Consider the following 23,065-nt stretch of genomic DNA (forward strand, 5'->3'; position numbering starts at 1 on the left):
GCATTCGTTCCCTAGGATGGCCTGCATCTGCTTGATGAGGCCCCTCCATGAACAACTCGATTGCCACTGCCCTGAGCAACCCCGGTGCACCGATGAAGGTGCGCGGTCTGCAGAAACGCTTTGGCGCCTTTGCGGCGCTGGATAACGTGTCCCTGGACGTGGCGGCCGGCGAGCTGGTGTGCCTGCTCGGCCCGTCTGGCTGCGGCAAGACCACGCTGCTGCGCTGCATCGCCGGCCTTGAGCGCCAGGACCAGGGCGAGTTGTACCTGGGTGAGCGCGATGTGTCGCGCCTGGCGCCTCAGGCCCGGGACTACGGGATCCTGTTCCAGTCCTACGCGTTGTTCCCCAACCTCAGCGTCGAGGCCAACATCGCCTACGGCCTGGCTGGCAGCGGGCGCGACGAGGTGCGCCAGCGGGTAGGGCAGATGCTTGAGCTGGTGGGCCTGACCGGCAGCGAAAAGAAGTACCCCGGCCAGCTGTCCGGCGGCCAGCAGCAGCGGGTGGCCCTGGCCCGTGCCCTGGCACCGGCGCCTTCCCTGCTGTTGCTCGACGAGCCGATGTCGGCCCTGGATGCCCGGGTTCGCGAGCACCTGTGCACCGAGCTGCGCCAATTGCAGCGGCGCCTGGGCGTGACCACCTTGATGGTGACCCACAACCAGGACGAGGCCATGTTGATGGCCGACCGCATCGCGGTGATGAACAACGGCAAGGTCGAGCAGTACGCCACGCCGCAGGAAATCTACGACCGGCCGGCGACGCCTTTCGTCGCCGAGTTCGTCGGCCAGGGCAACTGGCTGCCCTTCAGCCGTAACAGCGAGAGCCATGCCCAGGTCGGCGGAATGAGCATGCGCCTGGCCGACAACAGCGGCAAAGCCGCGTCGGGCCGGCTGTTCTGCCGCCCGGAGGCGATCAGCGTCAACCCGCTGGTGCACGAGGAAAACCTGTTCCCGGCCAAGGTCCGTGAAATCACCTTCCTCGGTAATCGCTGCCGCATGAGTTTTGAGCTGGAGCATTTGCCCGGCCATGCGCTGCTCGCCGAACTGGCGCCCGAAGCCATGCCGCGCCTGGGGGCGCAGAACATCATGGTCGCCCTGCCGCCGCGCAGCCTGCAGGTGTTTGCCTGATGGGCGCGCAGATCGCCCTGCCGCTGCCGGGCAAGCAGGTACGCCAGGCCTCCCGCGCCGAGCTGGGCGATCGGCTGTTTGTGGTCGGTGGCAAGGTCCTGCTCCTGTGCCTGCTGGGGGTTGCTGTGCTGATGCCGTTGCTGGCGATCTTCTGGCGCGGCTTCAGCAGTGAAGCCGGGCAGGGCGGTGGGCTGGTGGCGGCGCGGGAACTGCTGCGCAGCGAAAACTTCCACTGGCTGCTGGGCAACAGCCTGAAAGTCTCCCTCAGCGTGGCGGCCATCGTGGTGCCGCTGGCTTATCTGTTCGCCTACGCCCTGCAACGCACCCTGATCCCGGGCAAGGCTGTCTGGCGCGGTCTATCCCTGCTGCCGCTGATGGCGCCCTCGATGCTGCCGGGCATCGCCCTGGTGTATCTGTTCGGCAACCAAGGCCTGCTGCGCGGGCTGCTGTCGGACAACATCTACGGCTTCTGGGGGATTGTCCTGGGGGAGGTGATCTACACCTTTCCCCACGCCTTGATGATTTTGCTCTCGGCGCTGTCCCTGGCCGATGCGCGGCTGTTCGACGCAGCGTCGAGCATGGGCGCGAGCCCGGCCAAGGCCTTTCGCAGCATCACCTGGCCTGCGACCCGGCAGGCGGTGTTCGCCGCGTTTTGCCTGGTGTTCACCCTGACCATCACCGACTTCGGCGTGCCCGTGGTGGTCGGCGGCGACTATCAGGTGCTGGCACTGGAGGCCTACAAGGCGGTGGTCGGTCAGCAACAGTTCGGGCGTGGTGCCCTGATCGGCATGGTGTTGTTGCTGCCGGCGCTGTTCAGCTTCGCGGTCGATGCCTGGTTGCGCCGACGCCATGGCGACTCCATGAGCGGCCGGGCCCAGGTCTTCAAGCCGCTGCCAAGTCGCGTCCGGGACGGCTGCTACCTGGCCATCGTGCTGCTGATCTGCGCGGCGTTGCTGCTGGTGTTCGGCATGGCGGTGTTCTCGTCCCTGGTCAAATTCTGGCCGTACAACCTGTCGCTTTCGCTCAATCACTATCAGTTCAGCGACACCGCCGGCGGTGGCTGGCTGGCCTATCGCAACAGCCTGACCATGGCCCTGTGCACCGCCCTGATCGGCAGTGGGCTGATTTTCACCGGCGCCTACCTGATGGAGAAGACCCAGGGGCAGCGCGGCCTGAACCTGCTGCTGCGCATGCTGAGCTTTGTACCGATGGCAGTGCCGGGCCTGGTCCTGGGCCTGGGCTACGTGTTCTTTTTCAACCTCAACGGCAACCCGCTGCATGTGTTCTACGGAACCATGAGCCTGCTGGTGGTGTGCACCATCGCTCACTATTTGACCACCGCGCAGATGACCGCCACCACTGCCCTGCGCCAGCTCGACGCCGAGTTCGAAGCTGCCGCGCTGTCGCTCAAGGCGCCGCTGTACCGGCACTACTGGCGGGTCACGCTGCCGATCTGCCTGCCGGCGCTGCTGGACATCGTGCGCTACCTGTTCGTCTCGGCCATGACCACGGTGTCGGCGGCGATTTTCCTCTACAGCCCGGACACCATTCTCGCCGCCGTCGCCGTGCTGAACATGGACGACGCCGGCAACGTCGGCGGCGCGGCGGCCATGTCGACCCTGATCCTCTTCACCTCGGCCGGCGTTTCGCTGCTGCTGGCCTGGGCCTCGCGCGGTTTGCTGCGCCGCTCCCAGGCTTGGCGCCAGACCGCGCCGGGCCACTGATTCCGCCCCTCCACCCACACTCATTAAAAGGAACCGCACCATGTTCAAGCCCCTGGCTCTTGCCGCTGCTGTCCTCACCGCCTTCAGCCTGAATGCCTTTGCCGCCAAGACCGAGTTGACGGTGTACACCGCCCTCGAAGCCGAGCAGCTGAAGTCCTACAAGCAAGCCTTCGAAAAGGCCAACCCGGACGTCGAGATCAAGTGGGTGCGCGATTCCACCGGGATCATCACCGCCAAGCTGTTGGCGGAAAAAGCCCGGCCACAGGCCGATGCGGTCTGGGGCCTGGCGGCGTCGAGCCTGGCGATCCTCGATCAACAGGGCATGCTGCAAAGCTACGCCCCCAAGGACCTGGGCCAGATCGGGCCCAACTACCGCGACGCCGCCAACCCGCCCGCCTGGGTCGGGATGGACGTGTGGGCCGCGACCATCTGCTTCAACACCGTGGAAGCGGAGAAGCAGGGCCTGACCAAGCCGGTCAGCTGGCAGGACCTGACCAAGCCCGAGTACAAGGGCAAGATCGTGATGCCCAACCCGGCGTCCTCCGGCACGGGCTTCCTCGATGTCAGCGCCTGGTTGCAGACTTTCGGCGAGAAGCAGGGCTGGCAGTACATGGATGAGCTGCACCAGAACATCGGCCAGTACGTCCACTCCGGCTCCAAGCCGTGCAAGCTGGCCGCTGCCGGCGAATTCCCGATCGGCATTTCCTTTGAGTACCCGGCGGTGCAGCTCAAGCGCCAGGGCGCGCCGCTGGATATCGTGCTGCCCAAAGAGGGCCTGGGCTGGGAAATCGAAGCCACTGCGGTGATCAAGGGCACCCCTCATAAAGAGGCGGCGAAGAGGCTCGCCGACTTCTCCGCCAGCCCAGCGGCGATGGAGCTGTACAAGGAAAACTTCGCGGTGCTGGCCCAGCCGGGTATCGCCAAGCCGCAGACCGAACTGCCGGCCGACTATGAGCAGCGCCTGATCAAGAACGACTTCGCCTGGGCCTCGAAGAACCGCGACCAGATCCTCGCCGAATGGCGCAAGCGCTACGACGGCAAGTCGGAAAAAGTGGCGGCGCAGTAAGCGCCAGGGACGCTCCCTGCGGGCCAAGGGCCTGTCAGGGGAGGACGAGTGGCTTTTTGTGGCGAGGGAGCTTGCTCCCGCTGGAGTGAACAGCACTCCTGACAGCAGAGTTTGCGGTGTGCTTGAAACGCCGCAGTACCCGGGGTTGGGACCGCTGAGCGGTCCAGCGGGAGCAAGCTCCCTCGCCACGCCCGCCTAATCTTTTCAGGACACGTACATGACTCGACACAGCGATATGCTGATTATCGGCGCCGGCATCCTGGGCCTGTCCCATGCCTATGCGGCCGCCAAGCGCGGCCTGCGGGTGCGGGTATTCGAGCGCAGCGCCACACCCCTGGGCGCATCGGTGCGCAACTTCGGCCAGGCCCTGGTCACCGGCCAGCCGCCGGGCATCATGCTTGAGCTGGCCCGGGCCAGCCGGGAGATCTGGGGTGACTGGGCGCAGTTGGCGGGGTTGCAGCTCAAGCGCAATGGGTCCTACCTGTTTGCCCGCACCGAGGCCGAAGAGCATCTGCTGCAAGCCTTTTGCAATGGGCGTGCAGTGGAGCACGGTTATCGGGTCGAGCTGCTGCGAGGCGCGGCCCTGAATGACCTGTACGGCGGCCAGTTTCGTCATCATCGTGCGGCGCTCCACGGCCTGGACGACCAGCAGTTGTATTCCCGCGAAGCGATTCCGACGCTGATCGAGTACCTGCGCCGCGACCTGGGGGTGGAGTTCCATTTTTCGACCCTGGTCCGCGACATCGAACCCGGGCAGTTGCACAGCACCGCCGGGACCTTTCGTGGCGCGCAGATCGTGCTCTGTTCCGGCCACGACTATCAGACCCTGCTCGCCGAACCCCTGGCCCGGCTCGAGCCGCAAATCTGTCGCCTGCAAATGCTCCGCGCCCGGCCCCAGGTCGACCTGAAGCTGCAGCACGCGCTGCTCACCGGCCTGAGTTGCGTGCACTACGGTGCGTTTTCCGACTTGCCGCAAGCGGCGGCGGTCCAGGCGCAAATCCTGGCCCAGGCGCCCCATCTGCATGAGCATGGCATTCACCTGCTGATCAGCCCGACCCCTTACGGTGAGTTGATCATCGGCGATTCCCACGATTACGGTCGCGATCCTTCGCCATTCAATGCCGAACAAGTGGACGACTGGATGATCGAGCTGGCCGAGCAGACCCTGGGTTGCAAGGTTCAGGTGCTGGAGCGCTGGCAGGGCGTGTACGGCGCGCGCGGGCAGCAGCCGTTTTCGTTCCTGCAGGCGGCGCCGGGGGTGCATGCGTCCCTGATGCACACCGGAGTGGGGATGAGCGTTGGTCCGGCGATGGCGGAAAACAATATCGCCCGCCTGCTGGGAGAAAGCTGATGGAGCATCAGGCCCGGGCGGTTGCCGAGGTGTTTGCGCTGTACGAGCGCTTTGGCGACCACGACTACATTGGCGAGCCGGTGTCGCAGATCGAGCACATGTCCCAGGCGGCGCAACTGGCCATGGCCGAAGGCTTTGACGATGAAGTGGTGTTGGCGGCGTTCTTTCACGACATAGGGCACATTTGCGCCGAAGATGCGGCAACCATGGATGGTTTCGGCGTGGTCAGCCATGAGCGGCTCGGTGCCGACTACCTGCGTCGGATCGGCTTCAGCGAGCGCCTGGCGCGGCTGGTGGAGTATCACGTGCAGGCCAAGCGCTACTTGACCCTCAAGGAGCCGGGTTATTACCAGCGCCTCAGCGAAGCCAGCCGCCGGACCCTGGAGTTTCAGGGCGGGGTGATGAGTGCACAGGAGGCGATAGCTTTCGAGCAAGACCCGCTATGGGCCATCAGCCTGCGCTTGCGGCACTGGGACGAACAGGCCAAGGAGCTGTGGGTGCCGGTGATTGATATGCAGATCCTCAAGGACAAGGCGCTGGCCCTGCTGGCGCCGCTGCCGCTGGGCGGTTCGGACGCCGAGGTTATGCCGGGGGAACCCCGTCGTCAGTGATGGCCGGCGCAGCCTCGTGCCTCGGCAGCGGCTACAGGTTGGTTATAACGACTGGGCCAGTAGCTCCACCTGTTCCTGGCGTTCTGCCTGATTCAGCCGCGGCTGAGGGTTGAGCGACGACCACTGAGGGTGGGCCCGGGCCTTGTGCAGGGCTTCGGGCAGCTTGCCTTCGCGCCAGCTTTTGTCCTCCGGCGTCGCCACCTGGATGCTGTCCATGGCCGCATGCCCGCGCTGGTTCAGGGCCTGCACCAACTGCCGTTGGCGCAAGGCCAGCAGGCGCAGCACGCTGTCATCCACCGTCAGTTCGCGCTGGCCCTTGATCTTGCCCAGCAGGCGGCTGCCATAGCTGCGGGCGGTTTGCAGGGCGCCGCCGGCAATTGCACCGGCCAGCGCCGCCGCGCCCAGGGTCAGGCCGCCCACCAGCAGGTCGACGCCAGCCCCGGCGGCGGCCCCGGCCGCGATTCCGCTACCGACCCGAACCCCCAGTTGCTTGAGGGTTTCCGGGTTGAACAGGTCATCGCCCCAGCGTCCGTCCAGCAGCGGCAGGTCGCTGGCGGCGGCGTCTCCGGTGCGAAAGGCATAGAGCTTGAGCAGGGCTTCGACACAACGCTGCTCCCGTTGGCGGATGGCGCTGCGCAGTTCGCCGATGGCCTGTTGTTCCAGCGCCGCATCACTGGCCACGCTGCGGCGGCAGGCCGCGCAATCAATCAGCAATTCGGCGATCAGCCGCTTCGCGCTCTGCTCGCGGGCCTGGCGTTGTGCCTGTTGGTCTGCAACCAGCCGTTCCAGCTGCGGGCGCGAGCTTTCCAGGAGCAGGGCCAGGCTTTCATACAGCCTGCGCTCGCCGTCTTCCGGTGGCGCCACGCTGTCAAAACGCACCAGGGCGTGCAGCCCGAGTCGTGCCAGGGCTTCGCGCCAGTCAGGTTCGCGGTGGTTGGCGCTGCTGACAAAATTCAGCACCGGCAGCAGCGGCTTGCCGCAGCTGGCCAGTACTTGCAGCTCATCGCGGTACTTGGCCAGCACCGGTTCGCGGGCGTCGATCACATACAGCCCGGCGTCCGAGGCCAGCAACTGGCGCAGAACCTTGGCCTCCTGCTCGAAGCGCTGGCGAGCTTCGCTGCCTTCAAGAAACCGCGCCAGCCGCGCCGGGCCATCCAGGCGTTCGCCCGGGCGCTCCAGGCGTTCGAGGTAGTCGAGCAGGGCGATGGCGTCTTCCAGGCCAGGTGTGTCGTACAACTCCAGCAGGGCTTCGCCGTCCACCGACAAGCGCGCGCCCTCGACATGCCGGGTGGTGCTCGGCCGGTGGGAGACTTCGCCGAAGCCGACATCCCGGGTCAGGGTGCGCAGCAGCGAGGTCTTGCCGACATTGGTGTGGCCGACCACCGCCAGTTTCAGGGGCGGTTTGCGGGTATCAGTCATGACCGGTCTCCAGCCAACTCAAGGGGGCGCCATCGCTGAAGGGCAATTCCAACTGCTGCAGCGCAGCGTGCCAGTCGCCCAGGCGTTCGGCATCCAGGGCCTGGCCGGGCGGCGCCGGCAGCAACCAGGCGCGGCTGGCACCGGCATTGCGCGCCAGTTCGGCGATCAGCGCCAGGCTGCCGCGATCCGGCGAGCGCCGGGGGTCACAGGCGATGGCCAGGCGCGCCGGGGGGAAGCGGGTCATCTGTTCGAGGAGTTTTTGGCGCGACTCGCGGCTGTCGAGGATGCCGGCGTCTTTCACGCCGTGAGGCAATTGCGGTGGCCAGGGGTATTGGTCGTCGAGTTCGATGGCCACCAGCAGGGCGCCGTCGCTGTCCAGGGTGCCGGTCGCGCCTTCGACGCGATGCAACTGCTGTGGGGCGGCATCCTTGACCCCCAGGCGTTCGCTGCTCGGCATCAGCGCTTCGCGCAGTTGACTGTAGCCCGGCAGGTTGAGGTCCAGGCTCAGGGCCGCGCGGCCACGCTTCCATCGCCACAGGCACAGCAGGGCCAGCAGCAGGCGCGGCAGCAGGCCGTAAACCAGCACCACGCCAACCAGCCATGCGGCCCAGGCCTGGCGGGCGTTTTCGATATTCAGGGCGCTGTCGCCACTGGCGCGGATCATGGCCTCGCTGGGGAGGCTGAAGCCGATCAGCGCGGGCAGGGCGCCCAGGGCCTGGGTCAGGGCGACGAAGGTGTCGCCGCGCAGTATGGTGGTTTCCCAGACAAAGCCGTAGCGCCGGGTAGCCATCAGCGTCAGCAACAGCACCAGGGCGCTGAGCATCGCCAGCAGCCACAGGCCATGCACCAGCAGGCCGATGGCCCAGCGATTGAGCTTTTTGCGTTGCAGCAACAGCAGCAGGGCCGGCGCCAGCTGCGCGGCCTTGGCGTCGCGCGCGAGTTTCTCGCTGAGCCACAGCCACAAACGGCCAAGGCTGGCGCCGTGTTCGCCGGCGAACAGCAGGCCCAGGGCCCAGCTCAGGAGCAGGATCAGGTTCAGACCGAGCAGGCTGCCCAGGGCCCAGAACACATTGACCGGGAGCTGACCGTCACCCAGGGCGGCGAACGCCAGGCCGGCGCCGCTGATGATCGCCAGCAGCGCCATGGCCAGCAGCGCCAGGCGCGCGCCTTGCAGCCAATGGCCCAGGGCCTCGCTCAGGCCATCGCGGTCGGCCAGCCAGCGGGCGCGGGCGTGGACCCGGGTTGCCAGGTCGCCGCCGGCGTGGCGGGCCAGGCGATTGGCTTCCTGATCCTCGAGTGTGCCGGCGTGTTCCTCGCGCAGGCGCACGGTTTCGGTGAGCCAGAGTTGTTGCAGGGGCGTCAGGTCTGTCACGCGGTGGTCCGTTGCTCAAATGTGCGCTGAGCATAACCGCTGTCACGCTGATCGGGGTACGTGGCGAGGGCGCGAGCCTCTGGTATCCTCGCCGCCATGAAAAAAACTCTCCCCCTCAGCCTGATCGCAGCCCTCGGTGAAAACCGTGTGATCGGCGTCGACAACAGCATGCCCTGGCACTTGCCGGGGGATTTCAAATACTTCAAGGCCACCACCCTGGGCAAGCCGATCATCATGGGGCGCAAGACCTGGGACTCCCTGGGTCGGCCGCTTCCGGGTCGCTTGAATATTGTGGTCAGCCGTCAGGCGCAGCTGCAGCTCGAAGGGGCCGAGGTCTTTCCATCGCTGGAGGCCGCCGTGGCCCGGGCCGAGGAATGGGCGCTGGAGCAGGGCGCCAGCGAGCTGATGCTGATTGGCGGGGCGCAGTTGTACAGTCAAGGGCTGGCGCACGCCGACCGCCTGTACCTGACCCGCGTGGCGTTGAGCCCGGAGGGGGACGCGTGGTTCCCCGAGTTCGATCAGCAGCAGTGGCAGTTGGTGTCGGACCTGCCGAGCCCGGCCGAAGGCGACAAGCCCGCCTATAGTTTTGAGGTCTGGGAGCGGCGGTAGCCGCTGCCGCGAGGCTCGGGCCGCGTTTGGACGCTGGCCCTGAGCAGCTACATCCCTGTACCTGACACTCCCACGTCGCCCATTCTGCTCTCGCGCTGCTCGGCAGCGGCTACGGGTCAGGCTTGGGCCAGTTCTTCGTGTTCGTCGGCGTTGAGCAGGGTTTTGTCGGTTTGAGCCATGACTTGGCTGGTGATGGCGCCGGCGGTGATCGAGCCGCTGACGTTGAGGGCGGTGCGGCCCATGTCGATCAACGGTTCCACCGAAATAAGCAGCGCCACCAGGGACACCGGCAAGCCCATGGCCGGCAGCACGATCAGCGCGGCAAAGGTCGCGCCGCCACCCACCCCGGCCACGCCGGCCGAACTCAGGGTCACGATGGCTACCAGGGTCGCGATCCACAGCGGGTCCAGCGGGTTGATGCCCACGGTCGGAGCCACCATCACCGCCAGCATCGCCGGGTACAGGCCGGCGCAGCCGTTCTGGCCGATGGTGGCGCCAAACGAGGCGGCAAAGCTGGCGATGGACTGCGGGATACCCAGGCGCCGGGTCTGGGCTTCGATGCTCAGCGGGATGCTCGCGGCACTGGAGCGGCTGGTGAAGGCGAAGGTCAGCACCGGCCAGATCTTGCGGAAGAAGCGCAGCGGGTTGATCCCGGCCAGGGACACCAGCACACCGTGGACCACAAACATCAGGCCCAGGCCGAGGTAGGACACCACCACGAAACTGCCGAGCTTGATGATGTCCTGCAGGTTGGAGCCGGCCACGACCTTGGTCATCAGCGCCAGCACACCGTAGGGCGTGAGCTTCATCACCAGGCGCACCAGGCGGGTGACCCAGGCTTGCAGGGTATCGATGGCGTTGACCACTTTCTGGCCTTTCTCGACATCGTCCTTGAGCAGTTGCAGGGCGGCCACGCCGAGGAAGGCGGCGAAGATCACCACGCTGATGATCGAGGTCGGCTTGGCCCGGGCCAGGTCGGCGAAGGGGTTCTGCGGAATGAACGACAGCAGCAACTGCGGCACATTGAGGTCGGCGACCTTGCCCGCGTAATCGCTCTGGATCACCTGCAGGCGGGCCATCTCCTGGGTGCCGGCCACCAGGCCTTCGGCGGTGAGGCCGAACAGATTGGTCAGGCCGATACCGATCAGTGCGGCAATTGCGGTGGTGAACAGCAGGGTGCCGATGGTCAGGAAGCTGATCTTGCCCAGGGACGAGGCGTTATGCAGACGGGCCACGGCGCTGAGGATCGACGCGAACACCAGCGGGATCACGATCATTTGCAGCAACTGCACGTAGCCGTTGCCGACCAGGTCGAACCAGCCGATCGAGGCCTTGAGCACCGGGTTGCCCGCGCCATAGATGCTGTGCAGGGCGACCCCGAACAGCACGCCGAGGACCAGTGCCAGCAGCACTTTCTTGGCCAGGCTCCAGGAGCTGTGGCGGGTTTGCGCCAGGCCCAGCAGCAAGGCGAGGAATACCAGCAGATTGAGGATCAGCGGCAGATTCATTGAAGCTCCGAAAAGATAGGTGCCAATCGCGTGTGGCTGCGATTGCGAACCGGAAATCCTAACAGCTTGATAACTAAAAGATTTAATACCAAAAAAGCAGGTTGACTGTCGTTTTTGGAATAAGCGGCTGGCGCGCAGACGAATGTCGGTGGCGGAATCAGGACGCAGGCGGTCGCGTCGAGACGAGGATCGTCACACTTATTTGTTAGCGTCGATCTCTTTGAATCAGGGAGAACCGCCGATGAAACTTGCTCCGAAATTTCTGGCTGTCGCACTCTGCCTGGGCCTGGCTGGCCAGGCCCTTGCCGCTACCGAACTCAAGCACTGGCCGGCGGCGCAGGCCAAGCAGCTGGACGCGATGATCGCGGCCAACGCCAACAAGGGTAACTACGCGGTGTTCGACATGGACAACACCAGTTACCGCTACGACCTGGAAGAATCTCTGCTGCCCTTTATGGAGAACAAGGGCCTGATCACCCGCGAGACCCTCGACCCGTCACTGAAACTGATGCCGTTCAAGGACACCGCCGAGCACAAGGAAAGCCTGTTCAGCTACTACTACCGCCTTTGTGAAGTCGACGACATGGTCTGCTACCCCTGGGTCGCGCAGGTGTTCTCGGGTTTCACCCTCAAGGAACTCAAGGGCTACGTCGACGAGCTGATGGCGTCCGGCAAGCCGGTGCCGAGCACCTATTACGACGGCGACGTGGTCAAGACCATCGAGGTCAACCCGCCCAAGGTCTTCACCGGCCAGGCCGAGCTGTACAACAAGCTGATGGAGAACGGCATCGAGGTCTACGTGATGACCGCCGCTTCCGAAGAGCTGGTGCGCATGGTCGCCGCCGATCCCAAGTACGGCTACAACGTCAAGCCGCAGAACGTGATCGGCGTGACCACCCTGCTCAAGGATCGCAAGACCGGCGCCCTGACCACCGCGCGCAAGCAGATCAGCGACGGCAAATATGACGAGAAGGCCAACCTCGGCCTGGAGCTGACCCCCTACCTGTGGACCCCGGCCACCTGGATGGCAGGCAAGCACGCGGCGATCCTGACCTACATCGACGAGTGGAAGAAACCGGTGCTGGTGGGCGGCGACACCCCGACCAGCGATGGCTACATGCTGTTTCACGATGTGGACGTGGCCAAGGGCGGCATCCACCTGTGGATCAATCGCAAGGACAAGTACATGACCCAACTCAACGGCATGATGGTCAAGCACGCCGCCGCCCAGGCCAAGGAAGGGCTGCCGGTGACTGCCGACAAGAACTGGGTGATCGTCAAGCCCGAGGACATTCAGTAACCCGGTGACCGACGCCGGATCCTGCAGCCTCCGGTTGCGGGTGCCGGCTCGGGGTTGTGGATAAGATCGTTGCAGAGTGTTTCAACTTGTGACAAATAAAGGCCCTCTGCCATAATCGCCGCCGCTTAACGCCGCGGCTTGTTCCTTGCGTGCTGGGCTCCCTTCCGTCTGCGCGTAATGGAATACGTTGTGAGCTATCTCTCGATCGAATTCGGCTTCTGCTTCATCCTGTTTTTCGTCCTGTACTGGTGCCTGTGCGCGAGCCCGCGTCTACAGAACGTGCTGCTATTGGGCGCGAGCTACGCGATCCTCGCCAGCTTCAGCCTGAACTTCCTGTACATCCTGCTCGGCTATACCAGCCTGGTGTACCTGCTGGGGCTGTTGAGCCATCGGTATCCGGGGCGTGGCTGGGTCAATGGCTTGATGCTGTTGCTGGTGCTCGGCACCTTCTACCTGTTCAAGTACCAGGACTTCTTTACCAGCAGCCTGCAAAGCGCCCTGGCCCAGTTCGGCCTGGAAGTGTCGGTGCCGCTGCTGGAAGTGCTGCTGCCGGTGGGGCTGTCGTTCTATACCTTTCATTCGGTCAGCTACCTGGTGTCGATCAACCGGCGCGAGATGAACCCGGCATCGCCCTTCGACCTGGCGCTGTACCTGGCATTTTTCCCAAGTCTGATCGCCGGCCCGGTGAACCGTGCCAGCCACATGCTGCCGCAGATCCGCCCGCAAACCGTGCGCCAGGTGCTGGAGCCGCAGCGTGCCTTGGGCCTGATTGCCCTGGCGGTGGTCAAACTGTTTTTCCTCAGCTCGTGGCTGGCCAATGAATGGGTCGACCCGGTGTTCGAGAGCCCGGTGAGCTTTTCCGCCGAGCAGATTCTGCGCAGCGTCTACGGCTACTCGTTCCTGATTTACTTCAACTTCAGCGGTTACACCGACCTGGTGACCGGCATCGCGCTGCTCCTGGGCTTCCGTCTGCCGGAGAACTTCAACTTTCCCTACGCGGCACGCAACCTCAAGGAATTCTGGGGCCGCTGGCACATCAGCCTGTCGACCTTTATCCGCGACTACGTGTACATCCCCCTGGGCGGTAACCGCCGGGGCGTGTGGCGCGGCAACCTGAACATGCTGCTGGCGATGCTGATTTCCGGGCTGTGGCACGGCGCCAGCGCCAACTTCATTATCTGGGGTGCCCTGCACGGCATCGGCCTGGCGCTGTACAAGCTCTTCAGCCAATGGCTGCCGCAGCGCCCGACCTGGATCGGCGCCGACCTGCTGGCCCGTTTGCTGACCTTCCACTATGTGGCGTTTGCCTGGATTTTCTTCCGCTGTGCGTCCTTCAGCGATGCCATGGACATGTTCGCCGGCCTTGGCAACCTGTCGCTGGCCGGCTTGACCAGCCAGGGCGCCTCGCTCCTGGCGTGCCTGCTGTTTGTCGCCCTTTACCCGCAGATCGTGGCGCTGTTGCGCCGCCTGTTCGATGCCAGTACCCGGTTGCCGTGGCTGCTGTATCCGCTGCCGTTGGGGTTGTTCATTTGCTTGGTCATCTTTGCCTCGCCGTCGGGCGTACCGGGGTTTATCTATGCCAGTTTCTAACAGGTCGCCGTGGTTGAGCAGCCAGGGCGCTGCCGCCAAAGTGCTGTACGCCGTGCTGGTCATCAGCCTGATGCTGGTGTGGTTCAACCAGAACTCGATCCGCCTGTACTGCCAGCAGAAGTACCACGAGGGCTGCGAGATTCCCGGGCTGGCGCAGAACCCGCAGTGGCGTTGGGGCGCGCAGTTGAACCAGACGCTGGAGGATGGCCGGCAACGGCTGGTCAGCCAGTTCACCGGGCACGACGGGCTTGACCTGGTGGCCCAGGCCGAAGCCTCGGAAGACGAGCCGCTGGCGCCATTGCCGACCCTTGCCCCGACCTCTGTCGAGCCGGTGGTCCTGGCACCCGCAGCGCCGGCCGCGCACCCGGCCAGCCATCCGGTGGCGGTCCAGGCGCCGGTACACGAACCGGCCCAGCCGGCCGTGCACGAGCCGGTGCATGAACCTGCAGTGGCCGTAGCGGTCGAACCGTCGACCCAGGCCAGCCCCACCCCTGGTGACAGTGCCCAGGTCACGCCGTTGATGGCGTCCCTGGCCTTGGGCGATGAAGTTTTTTTTGTCGGTGACTCGCTGATGCAAGGCGTGGCGCCGCACATGGCCAATACCTTGCGCAAACGCTACAACGTCAAAAGCGTGAACCTCAGCCGGCAGAGCACGGGGTTGGCCTACCCGAACTTTTTCAACTGGCCCAAGACCGTGGAAAGCACCCTGGCCGCCAACCCGAACATCCGCCTGATGGTGATTTTCCTCGGGCCCAACGACCCGTGGGACATGCCCGATGGCAAAGGCAAACCCTTCCTGCGCTTCAAGGCGCCGGACTGGGAAGTGGCTTACCGCCAGCGCATCGATTCGATCCTCGACGCCGCGCGCGAGCACAACGTGCAGGTGATCTGGGTCGGCCCGCCGAACATGGAGAAAGCCAAGCTGTCGGCGGCCATGGCCTACCTCAACGTGCTGTATAAAAGCCAGATCGAGCAGTACCACCAGCACTTTGTCTCGGCCAACGAGATCCTGGGCTATCAGAACGACCAGTTCTCCTATTACCTGACGGACGCCAACCAGAAGAAGGTCAAGACCCGGGTCGATGACGGCATCCACTTCACCCCTACCGGGCAACGGCTGATCGCCGAACGCGTGATCTCCATGATCAACTTTCCAACCCAACAAATAACGGAGCACTGACATGCGGCGACTGCACGGCATTGCGCTGTTGTTGAGCATTACCCTGCTGAGCAGTTGTAGCCCTACCTCCCAGGTCCAAGCCACTCCCGCGGCGGGCGCCGGTAAACCGGGTGTGGCCTCGAAGAAAATCCTCCCGGTGCCGGGCAGCGACCCGAACCTTGCCTTGCTGGCGCGCAAGTTCAGCACCTCGGATCGCACCCCGATCAGCATCGTGCAACTGGGCGACTCGCACACCGCGGCCGACCTGTTCAGCGGTGAAATGCGCCGTTTGTTACAGGCACAGTACGGTGACGGCGGTATCGGCTTTATCGCCGCCACGCCGGTACCGGGGACCCGCTATGAGCGGGTGATCCTCAACGTGGCCAAGCGTCAGTGGTCGCTGGTTTCGGCGCGTAATCAGCAGAGCACTCAGTTTCCCCTGGGCGGTTATCTGTCGTTGCCCCAGACCCCGGGGGCCAAGGTACAGATCCGCGAGCGCGAGCCCAGCCGCCAGCAGTACCGGGTGTCAGCGCTGTACCAGGCCACCACTAACAGCACCCTCAAGGCCCAGTCCAACCTGACCCAGGCCACCCGCATGCTGGCCGCCACGGGTGGGCAATGGCGCTTCAGCCCGCCGTTCAACAACCTGAGCATGCCCATGGAGCTGAGCGTCGCCAACAACTCGGGCCTGGCCCTGGGCGGCTGGAATATCCTCGGGCAGAAGAGCGCCGGAGTGATCTATTCGTCGCTGGGCATCAACGGCGCGCGCCTGGATGTGGTGGATAAATGGCAGCCGGGTTGGGCCGATGCGCTCAAGGCCCTGCGCCCGGACATGGTGATCCTGGCCTATGGCACCAACGAGGCGTTCGATGATGACCTGGAGCTGGACAAGTACCGCGCCCAGTTGCAGGACAAAATCACCCTGTTGCGCAAAACCCTGCCCAAGGCGGTGATTCTGCTGGTCGGTCCACCGGACTCGATCAAGCGCCGTGGTGCTGGTTCCTGCGCCGCCGCGCAGCCGCAGCCCCTGCGCCAACTGGTGCGGATCCAGAAGGACCTGGCGCAGCGTAACCGCACCCTGTTCTGGGACTGGCAGGCCTTTATGGGCGGCCCATGCTCCATCAGCCAATGGCAATCCAACGAACTGGCGCGAAACGACCTGGTGCACCTGACGGCCGATGGCTACCGCAAGAGCGCCGATGGCCTGTACCGTTTCCTGCGTGAGCAATTGGGCCAGCCTGTACCCTAGGCGTGACCTGGCCCCGAATCGCTCGGCGGCCTGGGTAACGGACAAAAAAAATGCCCCGCACTTGGCGGGGCATTTTTATTCAACGGTCAGTATCACAGCCCGTCGAGCATGGCCTTGTTGCGTACCGCGCCCTTGTCGGCGCTGGTGGCGAGCAGGGCGTAGGCTTTCAGGGCGGTGGTCACTTTACGTGGCCGCACTTCGACCGGTTTCCAGCCTTTCTTGTCCTGTTCGGCGCGGCGTGCTGCCAGTTCCTCGTCGCTGACCAACAGGTTGATCGAGCGGTTGGGGATGTCGATCAGCACTTTGTCGCCGTCCTGCACCAGGCCAATGGCACCGCCGGCCGCCGCTTCGGGCGAAGCGTGGCCGATGGACAGGCCCGAGGTGCCGCCGGAGAAGCGGCCGTCGGTCAGCAGGGCGCAGGCTTTGCCCAGGCCCTTGGACTTCAGGTATGACGTCGGGTAGAGCATTTCCTGCATGCCCGGGCCGCCTTTCGGGCCTTCGTAACGGATGATCACGATGTCGCCGGCTTTCACTTCGTCGGCGAGGATGCCGCGCACGGCGCTGTCCTGGCTTTCGAAGATCTTGGCGTTGCCTTCGAACACGTGGATCGACTCGTCGACGCCGGCGGTTTTCACCACGCAGCCGTCCAGGGCGATGTTGCCGTAGAGCACGGCCAGGCCGCCTTCTTGCGAGTAGGCGTGTTCGACACTGCGGATGCAGCCGTTTTCACGGTCGTCGTCCAGGGTTTCCCAACGGGTCGACTGGCTGAACGCGGTCTGGGTCGGGATGCCTGCGGGGCCGGCCTTGAAGAAGTGATGCACGGCTTCGTCGGTGGTCTGGGTGATGTCCCACTTGGCGATGCCTTCGGCCATGGAGGCGCTGTGCACGGTCGGCAGGTCGGTGTGCAGCAGGCCGCCACGGGCCAGGGAGCCGAGGATCGAGAAGATCCCGCCGGCGCGGTGCACGTCTTCCATGTGGTACTTCTGGATGTTCGGCGCGACTTTGCACAGTTGCGGCACGTGGCGCGAAAGGCGGTCGATGTCGCGCAGGTCGAAATCGATCTCGGCTTCCTGGGCCGCGGCCAGCAAGTGCAGGATGGTGTTGGTGGAACCGCCCATGGCGATGTCCAGGGTCATGGCGTTTTCAAACGCCTTGAAGTTGGCGATGTTGCGCGGCAGCACCGACACATCGTTGTCGCCGTAGTAGCGCTTGCACAGCTCGACGATGGTACGGCCGGCCTGCAGGAACAGCTGCTCGCGGTCACTATGGGTGGCCAGTGTCGAGCCGTTGCCCGGCAAGGCAAGACCCAAGGCTTCCACCAGGCAGTTCATCGAGTTGGCGGTGAACATGCCGGAGCACGAACCGCAGGTCGGGCAGGCGCTGCGCTCGTATTCCGCGACCTTCTCGTCAGAAGCGCTGGAATCGGCGGCGATCACCATGGCGTCGACCAGGTCGAGGCCGTGGCTGGCAAGCTTGGTCTTGCCGGCTTCCATCGGGCCGCCGGAGACGAAGATCACCGGAATGTTCAGGCGCAAGGCGGCCATCAGCATGCCGGGGGTGATCTTGTCGCAGTTGGAGATGCAGACGATGGCGTCGGCGCAGTGGGCGTTGACCATGTATTCCACGGAGTCGGCGATGATCTCGCGGCTCGGCAGGGAATACAGCATGCCGTCATGGCCCATGGCGATGCCGTCGTCCACGGCGATGGTGTTGAATTCCTTGGCCACGCCGCCGGCACGTTCGATCTCGCGGGCAACCAGCTGGCCCAGGTCCTTCAGGTGCACATGGCCCGGGACGAACTGGGTGAAGGAGTTGGCAATGGCGATGATCGGCTTCTTGAAGTCGTCATCTTTCATCCCCGTGGCGCGCCACAGTGCGCGGGCGCCGGCCATGTTGCGGCCGTGGGTGGATGTTTTCGAGCGGTAATCAGGCATGGAGCACTCCGGGCGGCTAATCAGGTATCAAAAGGGGAGTGAGCTTCTATTGACCTTGGGAACACTCAGAAATGGCCGTGTGTCCTAAAGCTGCCGATGACACTGCGGGATCGCCGCGCGCCTCAGCCTGAGCTCATAAACCCGCCGGGGGATGACTGGCGATGAATCTGGCGATTCTACACCGCTGGCGTCAGGAAGGAACGTTGTGGCCGCTCTGCGGCGTGCGATTGCCTGCTGCCGGGCGATAGGGCGCTGGGTTAGACTGCGCGCCCTTCGATCACTCTCCAATGGAACTGGAATGTCTGCGACCCTTCGAACCTTGAGATTTTACCTGGCGGTGGGGCTGGTCCAGGGCCTGCTGTTGATGGGTATCTGGCTCTCCAACACCGTATCCGGCGAGGTCATGATCGCCAGCAGCGCGGGGCTGTTGATGGGCGGCAGCCTGTTGCAACTGCTGCCGGAACGTCGCGGCCAAGGGCTGACCTGGCTGGCGGCGGCGGTCCTGGGTCTGGTGGTGACGGGCCTGGTCCTGGCGTGTCGCGAGCTGCCGTTGACCTCACTGGTGCTCAACAGCGTGGCGGCGGTGCTGGTCCTGCTGACCCTGATCAGTGCTGCCGTGTTGCCGGGGCTGGCGCACTTCTGGCGGCGCTTCTTCGGTCATGGGCTAGAGGTGGCGCTGGCCTTGCCGTTGCCCTGGATCGCCCAGGCCCTGTTCAAAGCCTGGACCAGCAGCCATTACCGCGACCCGTTCAAGGGCGGTTGGGAGGCGCTGGTGTTCTTTGCCGGGCCGACCCTGGCGTTCTCCCTGGGCCTGTTCCTGATTGGCCTGTGCATAAAGGCTCTGCTACGCCGCACCACCATCGCGGCTGCCTGCTAGCGCTGCCTGTCTCCACAAAAGGATGTGCAATGCCCGTGTTGAATCGCTCGTTGTTGTTCTATATCGCCATCGCTCTGGTCCAGGGACTGCTGCTCAGCGCCAGCCTGTTCTATCACCAGGCTGAGCTCTACACCTTCGCCCGCACCCTGGCGGTGGTGGCCGGGATCAACCTGCAACTGCTTGGCCGTGACGTGCGCGAGCGTGGCACCTGGGTACTGGTGGTTGGCTTGAGTCTGTTGCTGGCCGGGATGTCCAGCTGGGTACTGATGCGCGATGCCTACGGCTGGATGTGGAGTCTGTGGCCGTTCACGGGCCTGGTGCTGGCCTATATCGGCACCGCGTTCGTCCTCAGTTGGCCGACTCGCGAAGGCAGTCGCCCGCGTTATCAAGACCTGTTCCGCCACGCCTGGAACAACGGGTTCATTGTGCTCCTGGCTTTGCTGGTGACCCTGGCCTTCAGCCTGCTGCTGTGGCTGTGCGGCCGCCTGTTCAGCATTCTCGGCATGCCCCAGCTCGGCGACCTGTTTACCTCGTCGTATTTCCTGTGTTTCAGCCTGCCGCTGTTTTTCTCCCTGGGCATGCGCATGGGCCGGGAAAACGAAAAGGTCATCGGCCTGCTGCGCGGCATCTTGCTGACCGTGTGTCGCTACCTGCTGCCCTTGTGTGCGCTGATCACCGTGGTCTTCACCCTGGCCCTGGTGTTCACCGGTCTGCAGCCGATCTGGAGCACCGGCTACTCGACGCACATTTTGCTGAGCCTGGTGGCGTGCACTCTGTTTTTGCTCAATGGCGTGTTCCAGGACGGCCAGCAGGATGCCGGCTACGCCAAGGCGCTGAAAATCCTGATCAACGCCAGTCTGTGCTGTCTGCCGTTGCTGGTGGCGATGGGGGGCTACTCGAGCTGGTTGCGGATCGATCAATACGGCCTGACCCCATGGCGTTTTCTGGCGATGCTGCTGGTGGCCGTGGCCCTGGTCCACAGCCTCGCGGCGTTGTGGGCAGTGTTTGCCCGGAACTCGGTGTGGCTCGGCAGCCTGAGCCGCAGCAACCCCTGGATCGCCCTGTTGAGCTTTGTGGTGCTGTTGTTGATGTTCACCCCGCTGCTCGACCCGCAGGCCTTCAGTGCCCGTAACCAGGTGCAGCGTCTATTGGATGGGCGTACGCCGGTGGCCGAGTTCGATGCCAGGAGCCTGCGCCAGAAGCTGGGCGCACCGGGTCGCGAGCAGTTCGACGGGTTGCTGGCGCAGGTGCGCCAGGGGCAGATCCTGGATGAGCCGGGCAGGGCGCAGTTGCTGGAGATGCTGGAGTCGGTCTCGATCAAGGACCAGCCGCACGATTACCTGACGCCGAAACTCTATTGGTTGGGCCCGGTGCCCGAAGGCAGCCAGCAACTGATCGAGCTGCTGACCACCCATAACGACTGCAATCCACCCGGCTGCGCAGCCTGGGCGGTGGATCTGGATGACGATGGCGTCGACGAAGTGCTGCTGATCCAAAAGCAGAGTTGGGCATCGTCGGCGGCGATGTACACCCGTGAGGATCAGGGCAAGGGCGAATGGCGGCATGCGGGAGTGCTCTCTGGCATCACCGATGCGCCGCAGCTGATCCGGCAGATTCGCGAGGGCAAGGTCAAACCGGTGCGCCAGCGCTACAAGACCCTGCGGATCGACGGCGTGGAACTGGACTGGCGGCAGATTTCCGGCCGTTGATGGGCCGACGGTGAACGCTCTATCTGTGGCGAGGGAGCTTGCTCCCGATGGGGGCGTCCGGCGTCCCGGGGCTCCGGCTATAAAGCCTGATTCCGCGATCTGTCTGAGCGTTCGCGGTGGCGGATTCTGGGGCCGCTTCGCGGCCCAGCGGGAGCAAGCTCCCTCGCCACAGGGCGGGTTCAGCCCTGAATAAAAAATCCCGGCACATGGCCGGGATTTTTGTCTTCACTGCACTCAGCTGTTAGGCAGCAGGCGGCAGGTGATGCTCTTGATGTAGCGGGTTTCGGCGATGGCTGGGTGCACCGGGTGGTCCGGGCCCTGGCCGCCGCGCTCCAGCAGCTGGATATTGCGGTCCAGGTGGCGGGCGCTGGTCAGGAGGATGTTCTGCAGGTCGTCCTCGGGCAGGTGCATCGAGCACGAGGCGCTGATCAGAATCCCGTCCTTGCTCAGCAGGCGCATGGCTTGCTCGTTCAGGCGGCGGTAGGCGCCTTCGCCGTTCTTCATGTCTTTCTTGCGTTTGATGAAGGCCGGTGGGTCGGCCACGATCACGTCGAAACGCTCTTCGCTGGCTTTCAGTTCTTTCAGGGCTTCAAAGACGTCGCCTTCGATGCAGGTCATTTTCTCGGCAAAGCCGTTCAGCGCGGCGTTGCGCTCGACGCCGTCGAGGGCGAAGGCCGACGCATCGACGCAGAACACTTCGCTGGCGCCAAAGGCTGCCGCCTGCACGCCCCAGCCACCGATGTAGCTGTACAGGTCGAGCACGCGCTTGCCCTTGGCATAAGGGGCCAGGCGGGCGCGGTTCATGCGGTGGTCGTAGAACCAGCCGGTTTTCTGACCCTGGATGACCGGGGCTTCGAACTTCACGCCGTTCTCTTCGAGGGCGACCCATTCCGGGACCAGGCCGAATACGGTTTCGACGTAGCGCTCCAGGCCTTCGGCGTCACGGGCCGCGGAGTCGTTCTTGAACAGAATACCGCTGGGTTTGAGCACCTGGGTCAGGGCGGCGATCACGTCGTCCTTATGGGCTTCCATGGTGGCCGAAGCGATCTGCACCACCAGGATGTCGCCGAAACGGTCGACCACCAGGCCTGGCATCAGGTCGGAGTCGCCGTACACCAGGCGGTAGAACGGCTTGTCGAACAGGCGCTCGCGCAGCGACAGGGCGACGTTCAGGCGGTGCACCAGCAGCGACTTGTCCAGGGGCAGCTTGACGTCACGGGACAGCAGGCGCGCGCAGATCAGGTTGTTCGGGCTCATGGCGACGATGCCCAGGGCCTTGCCGCCGGCGGCTTCCAGCACCGCCTGGTCACCGGCCTTGAACCCGTGGAGCGGGGTGGCGGCTACATCGATTTCGTTGCTGTAGACCCACAGGTGGCCGGCGCGCAGGCGGCGATCGGCGTTGGCTTTGAGGCGCAGGCTTGGCAGGGACATGACGTCGCTCCGGAAAAAAGGGCGCGAGTATAACCCGTCAGCGTGCTTGCGCGGGTTTGGCTGGACCTGCGGCGTGTCACACCTATGTAAAGATCCTGCCCAAGTGGCCAAATTCGTCTTTTTAGAGGTTAGAATCGCCGCCTAGTCCAGAGTGTGCACTCATGTCTCCAGAACTCTCCGAAGAACAGATTCAGCAGGCCCTGCAAGGCATCAGCGTGCCGCCTCAACCGCAGATCATGGTGGATCTGCAGATGGAGCAGTACATGCCCGATCCGGACCTGGAGGTGATCGCCAAGCTGATTTCCCAGGACCCGGGTTTGTCTGGCGCACTGCTGAAAATCGTCAACTCGCCGTATTACGGCCTGAGCAACAAGATCGCCTCGATCCAGCGCGCGGTGAACCTGTTGGGCAGCCGCTCGATCATCAACCTGATCAACGCGCAGTCGATCAAGGGCGAGATGAGCGATGAAACCATCGTCACCCTCAATCGCTTCTGGGACACTGCCCAGGACGTGGCGATGACCTGCCTGACCCTGGCCAAGCGCACCGGCTCGCAAGCGATCGACGAAGCCTACGCCCTGGGCCTGTTCCACGATTGTGGGGTGCCGCTGATGCTCAAGCGCTTCCCCAACTATATGGCGGTGCTCGAACAGGCTTATGCCCACGCCGGGCCCGAGAGCCGGGTGGTCGATACCGAAAACACCGCGTTCAACACCAACCACGCGGTGGTCGGTTATTACACCGCCAAGTCCTGGCGCCTGCCGGAACACGTGACCAACGCCATCGCCAATCACCACAACGCCCTGGCGATCTTCAGCGACGAGTCTTCGCGCAACAGCCAACTGAAGAACCTGCTGGCGATCCTGAAGATGGCCGAGCACATCTGTTCCTCCTATCGGGTCCTGGGCAATCAGGTCGAAGACCACGAATGGAACAGCGTCGGCCATCTGGTGCTCGATTATGTCGGCCTGTCCGACTACGACTTCGAGAGCCTCAAGGCCACCGTTCGCGAAATGGGCGCGCACTGATTTT

At 64.3% G+C, this 23,065-nt stretch carries 18 protein-coding genes; 13 read left to right on the forward strand and 5 right to left on the reverse strand.

Features of this window, described 5'->3' with window-relative positions; translation table 11 throughout:
* Positions 1 to 47: 47 nt before the first annotated feature.
* The 5 genes from MF4836_RS30605 to MF4836_RS30625 all read left to right on the forward strand — a co-directional run bounded on the left by MF4836_RS30605 (position 48) and on the right by MF4836_RS30625 (position 5,876).
* On the forward strand, positions 48 to 1,124 hold the full coding sequence (locus MF4836_RS30605; protein WP_020295857.1) for a putative 2-aminoethylphosphonate ABC transporter ATP-binding protein: 1,077 nt from the start codon (positions 48 to 50) through the stop codon (positions 1,122 to 1,124).
* Positions 1,124 to 2,848 (forward strand): putative 2-aminoethylphosphonate ABC transporter permease subunit, encoded by a 1,725-nt coding sequence (locus MF4836_RS30610; protein WP_020295856.1) that lies wholly within the window; start codon positions 1,124 to 1,126, stop codon positions 2,846 to 2,848. The genes MF4836_RS30605 and MF4836_RS30610 overlap by 1 nt, the downstream gene beginning before the upstream one ends.
* 40 nt (positions 2,849 to 2,888) lie before the next feature.
* Positions 2,889 to 3,914, forward strand: a complete 1,026-nt coding sequence (locus tag MF4836_RS30615; RefSeq protein ID WP_078473498.1) for a putative 2-aminoethylphosphonate ABC transporter substrate-binding protein — start codon at positions 2,889 to 2,891, stop codon at positions 3,912 to 3,914.
* A gap of 217 nt (positions 3,915 to 4,131) precedes the next feature.
* On the forward strand, positions 4,132 to 5,265 hold the full coding sequence (locus tag MF4836_RS30620; RefSeq protein WP_078473499.1) for a TIGR03364 family FAD-dependent oxidoreductase: 1,134 nt from the start codon (positions 4,132 to 4,134) through the stop codon (positions 5,263 to 5,265).
* Positions 5,265 to 5,876 carry a phosphonate degradation HD-domain oxygenase gene (locus MF4836_RS30625; protein WP_078473500.1) on the forward strand — a complete coding sequence of 204 codons (612 nt, stop codon included), beginning with the start codon at positions 5,265 to 5,267 and terminating at the stop codon, positions 5,874 to 5,876. Before MF4836_RS30620 ends, MF4836_RS30625 begins: the two co-directional genes overlap by 1 nt.
* A 42-nt stretch (positions 5,877 to 5,918) precedes the next feature.
* Here MF4836_RS30625 and MF4836_RS30630 read toward each other — a convergent pair whose 3' ends face one another.
* Both MF4836_RS30630 and MF4836_RS30635 read right to left on the reverse strand, forming a co-directional pair.
* On the reverse strand, positions 5,919 to 7,295 hold the full coding sequence (locus tag MF4836_RS30630; RefSeq protein WP_078473501.1) for a GTPase/DUF3482 domain-containing protein: 1,377 nt from the start codon (positions 7,293 to 7,295) through the stop codon (positions 5,919 to 5,921).
* Positions 7,288 to 8,667, reverse strand: a complete 1,380-nt coding sequence (locus MF4836_RS30635) for a DUF2868 domain-containing protein (protein ID WP_078473502.1) — start codon at positions 8,665 to 8,667, stop codon at positions 7,288 to 7,290. The genes MF4836_RS30630 and MF4836_RS30635 overlap by 8 nt, the downstream gene beginning before the upstream one ends.
* A 96-nt stretch (positions 8,668 to 8,763) precedes the next feature.
* Here MF4836_RS30635 and MF4836_RS30640 point away from each other — a divergent pair, with 96 nt between their 5' ends.
* A complete protein-coding gene (locus tag MF4836_RS30640; protein ID WP_078473503.1) occupies positions 8,764 to 9,276 on the forward strand; it encodes a dihydrofolate reductase in 513 nt (170 codons plus the stop codon).
* A gap of 116 nt (positions 9,277 to 9,392) precedes the next feature.
* Here the strand turns inward: MF4836_RS30640 and MF4836_RS30645 are convergent, their stop codons facing one another.
* A complete protein-coding gene (locus tag MF4836_RS30645; RefSeq protein WP_078473504.1) occupies positions 9,393 to 10,784 on the reverse strand; it encodes an L-cystine transporter in 1,392 nt (463 codons plus the stop codon).
* A gap of 241 nt (positions 10,785 to 11,025) precedes the next feature.
* Between MF4836_RS30645 and MF4836_RS30650 the strand changes: the two genes are divergently transcribed.
* The 4 genes from MF4836_RS30650 (at position 11,026) to MF4836_RS30665 (ending at position 16,082) form a co-directional block, all read left to right on the forward strand.
* Positions 11,026 to 12,084, forward strand: coding sequence for a phosphorylcholine phosphatase (locus MF4836_RS30650; RefSeq protein WP_078473505.1), 1,059 nt, complete (start codon positions 11,026 to 11,028; stop codon positions 12,082 to 12,084).
* Between the two features lie 189 nt (positions 12,085 to 12,273).
* Entirely contained in the window at positions 12,274 to 13,674 is a 1,401-nt protein-coding gene (locus tag MF4836_RS30655; protein ID WP_238596238.1) for an MBOAT family O-acyltransferase, read from the forward strand.
* Positions 13,661 to 14,854 carry an SGNH/GDSL hydrolase family protein gene (locus tag MF4836_RS30660; protein WP_078473507.1) on the forward strand — a complete coding sequence of 398 codons (1,194 nt, stop codon included), beginning with the start codon at positions 13,661 to 13,663 and terminating at the stop codon, positions 14,852 to 14,854. The genes MF4836_RS30655 and MF4836_RS30660 overlap by 14 nt, the downstream gene beginning before the upstream one ends.
* A gap of 1 nt (position 14,855) precedes the next feature.
* Entirely contained in the window at positions 14,856 to 16,082 is a 1,227-nt protein-coding gene (locus MF4836_RS30665; RefSeq protein WP_078473508.1) for an SGNH/GDSL hydrolase family protein, read from the forward strand.
* Positions 16,083 to 16,174: 92 nt separating this feature from the next.
* On the opposite strand, the gene ilvD is transcribed toward MF4836_RS30665, so the two are convergent.
* Positions 16,175 to 18,016: a dihydroxy-acid dehydratase gene (ilvD, locus tag MF4836_RS30670; protein WP_020295844.1), complete on the reverse strand. Its 1,842-nt coding sequence runs from the start codon at positions 18,014 to 18,016 to the stop codon at positions 16,175 to 16,177.
* A 298-nt stretch (positions 18,017 to 18,314) separates the two neighbouring features.
* Here ilvD and MF4836_RS30675 point away from each other — a divergent pair, with 298 nt between their 5' ends.
* Together MF4836_RS30675 and MF4836_RS30680 are read left to right on the forward strand one after the other, a co-directional pair.
* Positions 18,315 to 18,893, forward strand: a complete 579-nt coding sequence (locus MF4836_RS30675) for a hypothetical protein (protein WP_078473509.1) — start codon at positions 18,315 to 18,317, stop codon at positions 18,891 to 18,893.
* Between the two features lie 29 nt (positions 18,894 to 18,922).
* Entirely contained in the window at positions 18,923 to 20,602 is a 1,680-nt protein-coding gene (locus MF4836_RS30680; protein WP_078473510.1) for a DUF4153 domain-containing protein, read from the forward strand.
* Positions 20,603 to 20,836: 234 nt separating this feature from the next.
* On the opposite strand, the gene MF4836_RS30685 is transcribed toward MF4836_RS30680, so the two are convergent.
* Positions 20,837 to 22,033, reverse strand: coding sequence for a class I SAM-dependent rRNA methyltransferase (locus tag MF4836_RS30685; protein WP_020295841.1), 1,197 nt, complete (start codon positions 22,031 to 22,033; stop codon positions 20,837 to 20,839).
* Between the two features lie 215 nt (positions 22,034 to 22,248).
* Between MF4836_RS30685 and MF4836_RS30690 the strand changes: the two genes are divergently transcribed.
* A complete protein-coding gene (locus tag MF4836_RS30690; protein ID WP_178103000.1) occupies positions 22,249 to 23,061 on the forward strand; it encodes an HDOD domain-containing protein in 813 nt (270 codons plus the stop codon).
* The last annotated feature ends 4 nt before the right edge of the window (positions 23,062 to 23,065 follow it).

Origin of the sequence: Pseudomonas sp. MF4836, from assembly GCF_002018875.1 — a bacterium.
Taxonomy (GTDB): domain Bacteria; phylum Pseudomonadota; class Gammaproteobacteria; order Pseudomonadales; family Pseudomonadaceae; genus Aquipseudomonas.

Excerpts from the sequence above, each read along its gene's own strand:
- MF4836_RS30605 (WP_020295857.1), top strand. The coding sequence starts at position 48 with ATGAACAACTCGATTGCCACTGCCCTGAGCAACCCCGGTGCACCGATG.
- MF4836_RS30610 (WP_020295856.1), top strand. The coding sequence starts at position 1,124 with ATGGGCGCGCAGATCGCCCTGCCGCTGCCGGGCAAGCAGGTACGCCAG.
- MF4836_RS30615 (WP_078473498.1), top strand. The coding sequence starts at position 2,889 with ATGTTCAAGCCCCTGGCTCTTGCCGCTGCTGTCCTCACCGCCTTCAGC.
- MF4836_RS30620 (WP_078473499.1), top strand. The coding sequence starts at position 4,132 with ATGACTCGACACAGCGATATGCTGATTATCGGCGCCGGCATCCTGGGC.
- MF4836_RS30625 (WP_078473500.1), top strand. The coding sequence starts at position 5,265 with ATGGAGCATCAGGCCCGGGCGGTTGCCGAGGTGTTTGCGCTGTACGAG.
- MF4836_RS30630 (WP_078473501.1), bottom strand. The coding sequence starts at position 7,295 with ATGACTGATACCCGCAAACCGCCCCTGAAACTGGCGGTGGTCGGCCAC.
- MF4836_RS30640 (WP_078473503.1), top strand. The coding sequence starts at position 8,764 with ATGAAAAAAACTCTCCCCCTCAGCCTGATCGCAGCCCTCGGTGAAAAC.
- MF4836_RS30645 (WP_078473504.1), bottom strand. The coding sequence starts at position 10,784 with ATGAATCTGCCGCTGATCCTCAATCTGCTGGTATTCCTCGCCTTGCTG.
- MF4836_RS30650 (WP_078473505.1), top strand. The coding sequence starts at position 11,026 with ATGAAACTTGCTCCGAAATTTCTGGCTGTCGCACTCTGCCTGGGCCTG.
- MF4836_RS30660 (WP_078473507.1), top strand. The coding sequence starts at position 13,661 with ATGCCAGTTTCTAACAGGTCGCCGTGGTTGAGCAGCCAGGGCGCTGCC.
- MF4836_RS30665 (WP_078473508.1), top strand. The coding sequence starts at position 14,856 with ATGCGGCGACTGCACGGCATTGCGCTGTTGTTGAGCATTACCCTGCTG.
- ilvD (WP_020295844.1), bottom strand. The coding sequence starts at position 18,016 with ATGCCTGATTACCGCTCGAAAACATCCACCCACGGCCGCAACATGGCC.
- MF4836_RS30675 (WP_078473509.1), top strand. The coding sequence starts at position 18,315 with ATGTCTGCGACCCTTCGAACCTTGAGATTTTACCTGGCGGTGGGGCTG.
- MF4836_RS30680 (WP_078473510.1), top strand. The coding sequence starts at position 18,923 with ATGCCCGTGTTGAATCGCTCGTTGTTGTTCTATATCGCCATCGCTCTG.
- MF4836_RS30685 (WP_020295841.1), bottom strand. The coding sequence starts at position 22,033 with ATGTCCCTGCCAAGCCTGCGCCTCAAAGCCAACGCCGATCGCCGCCTG.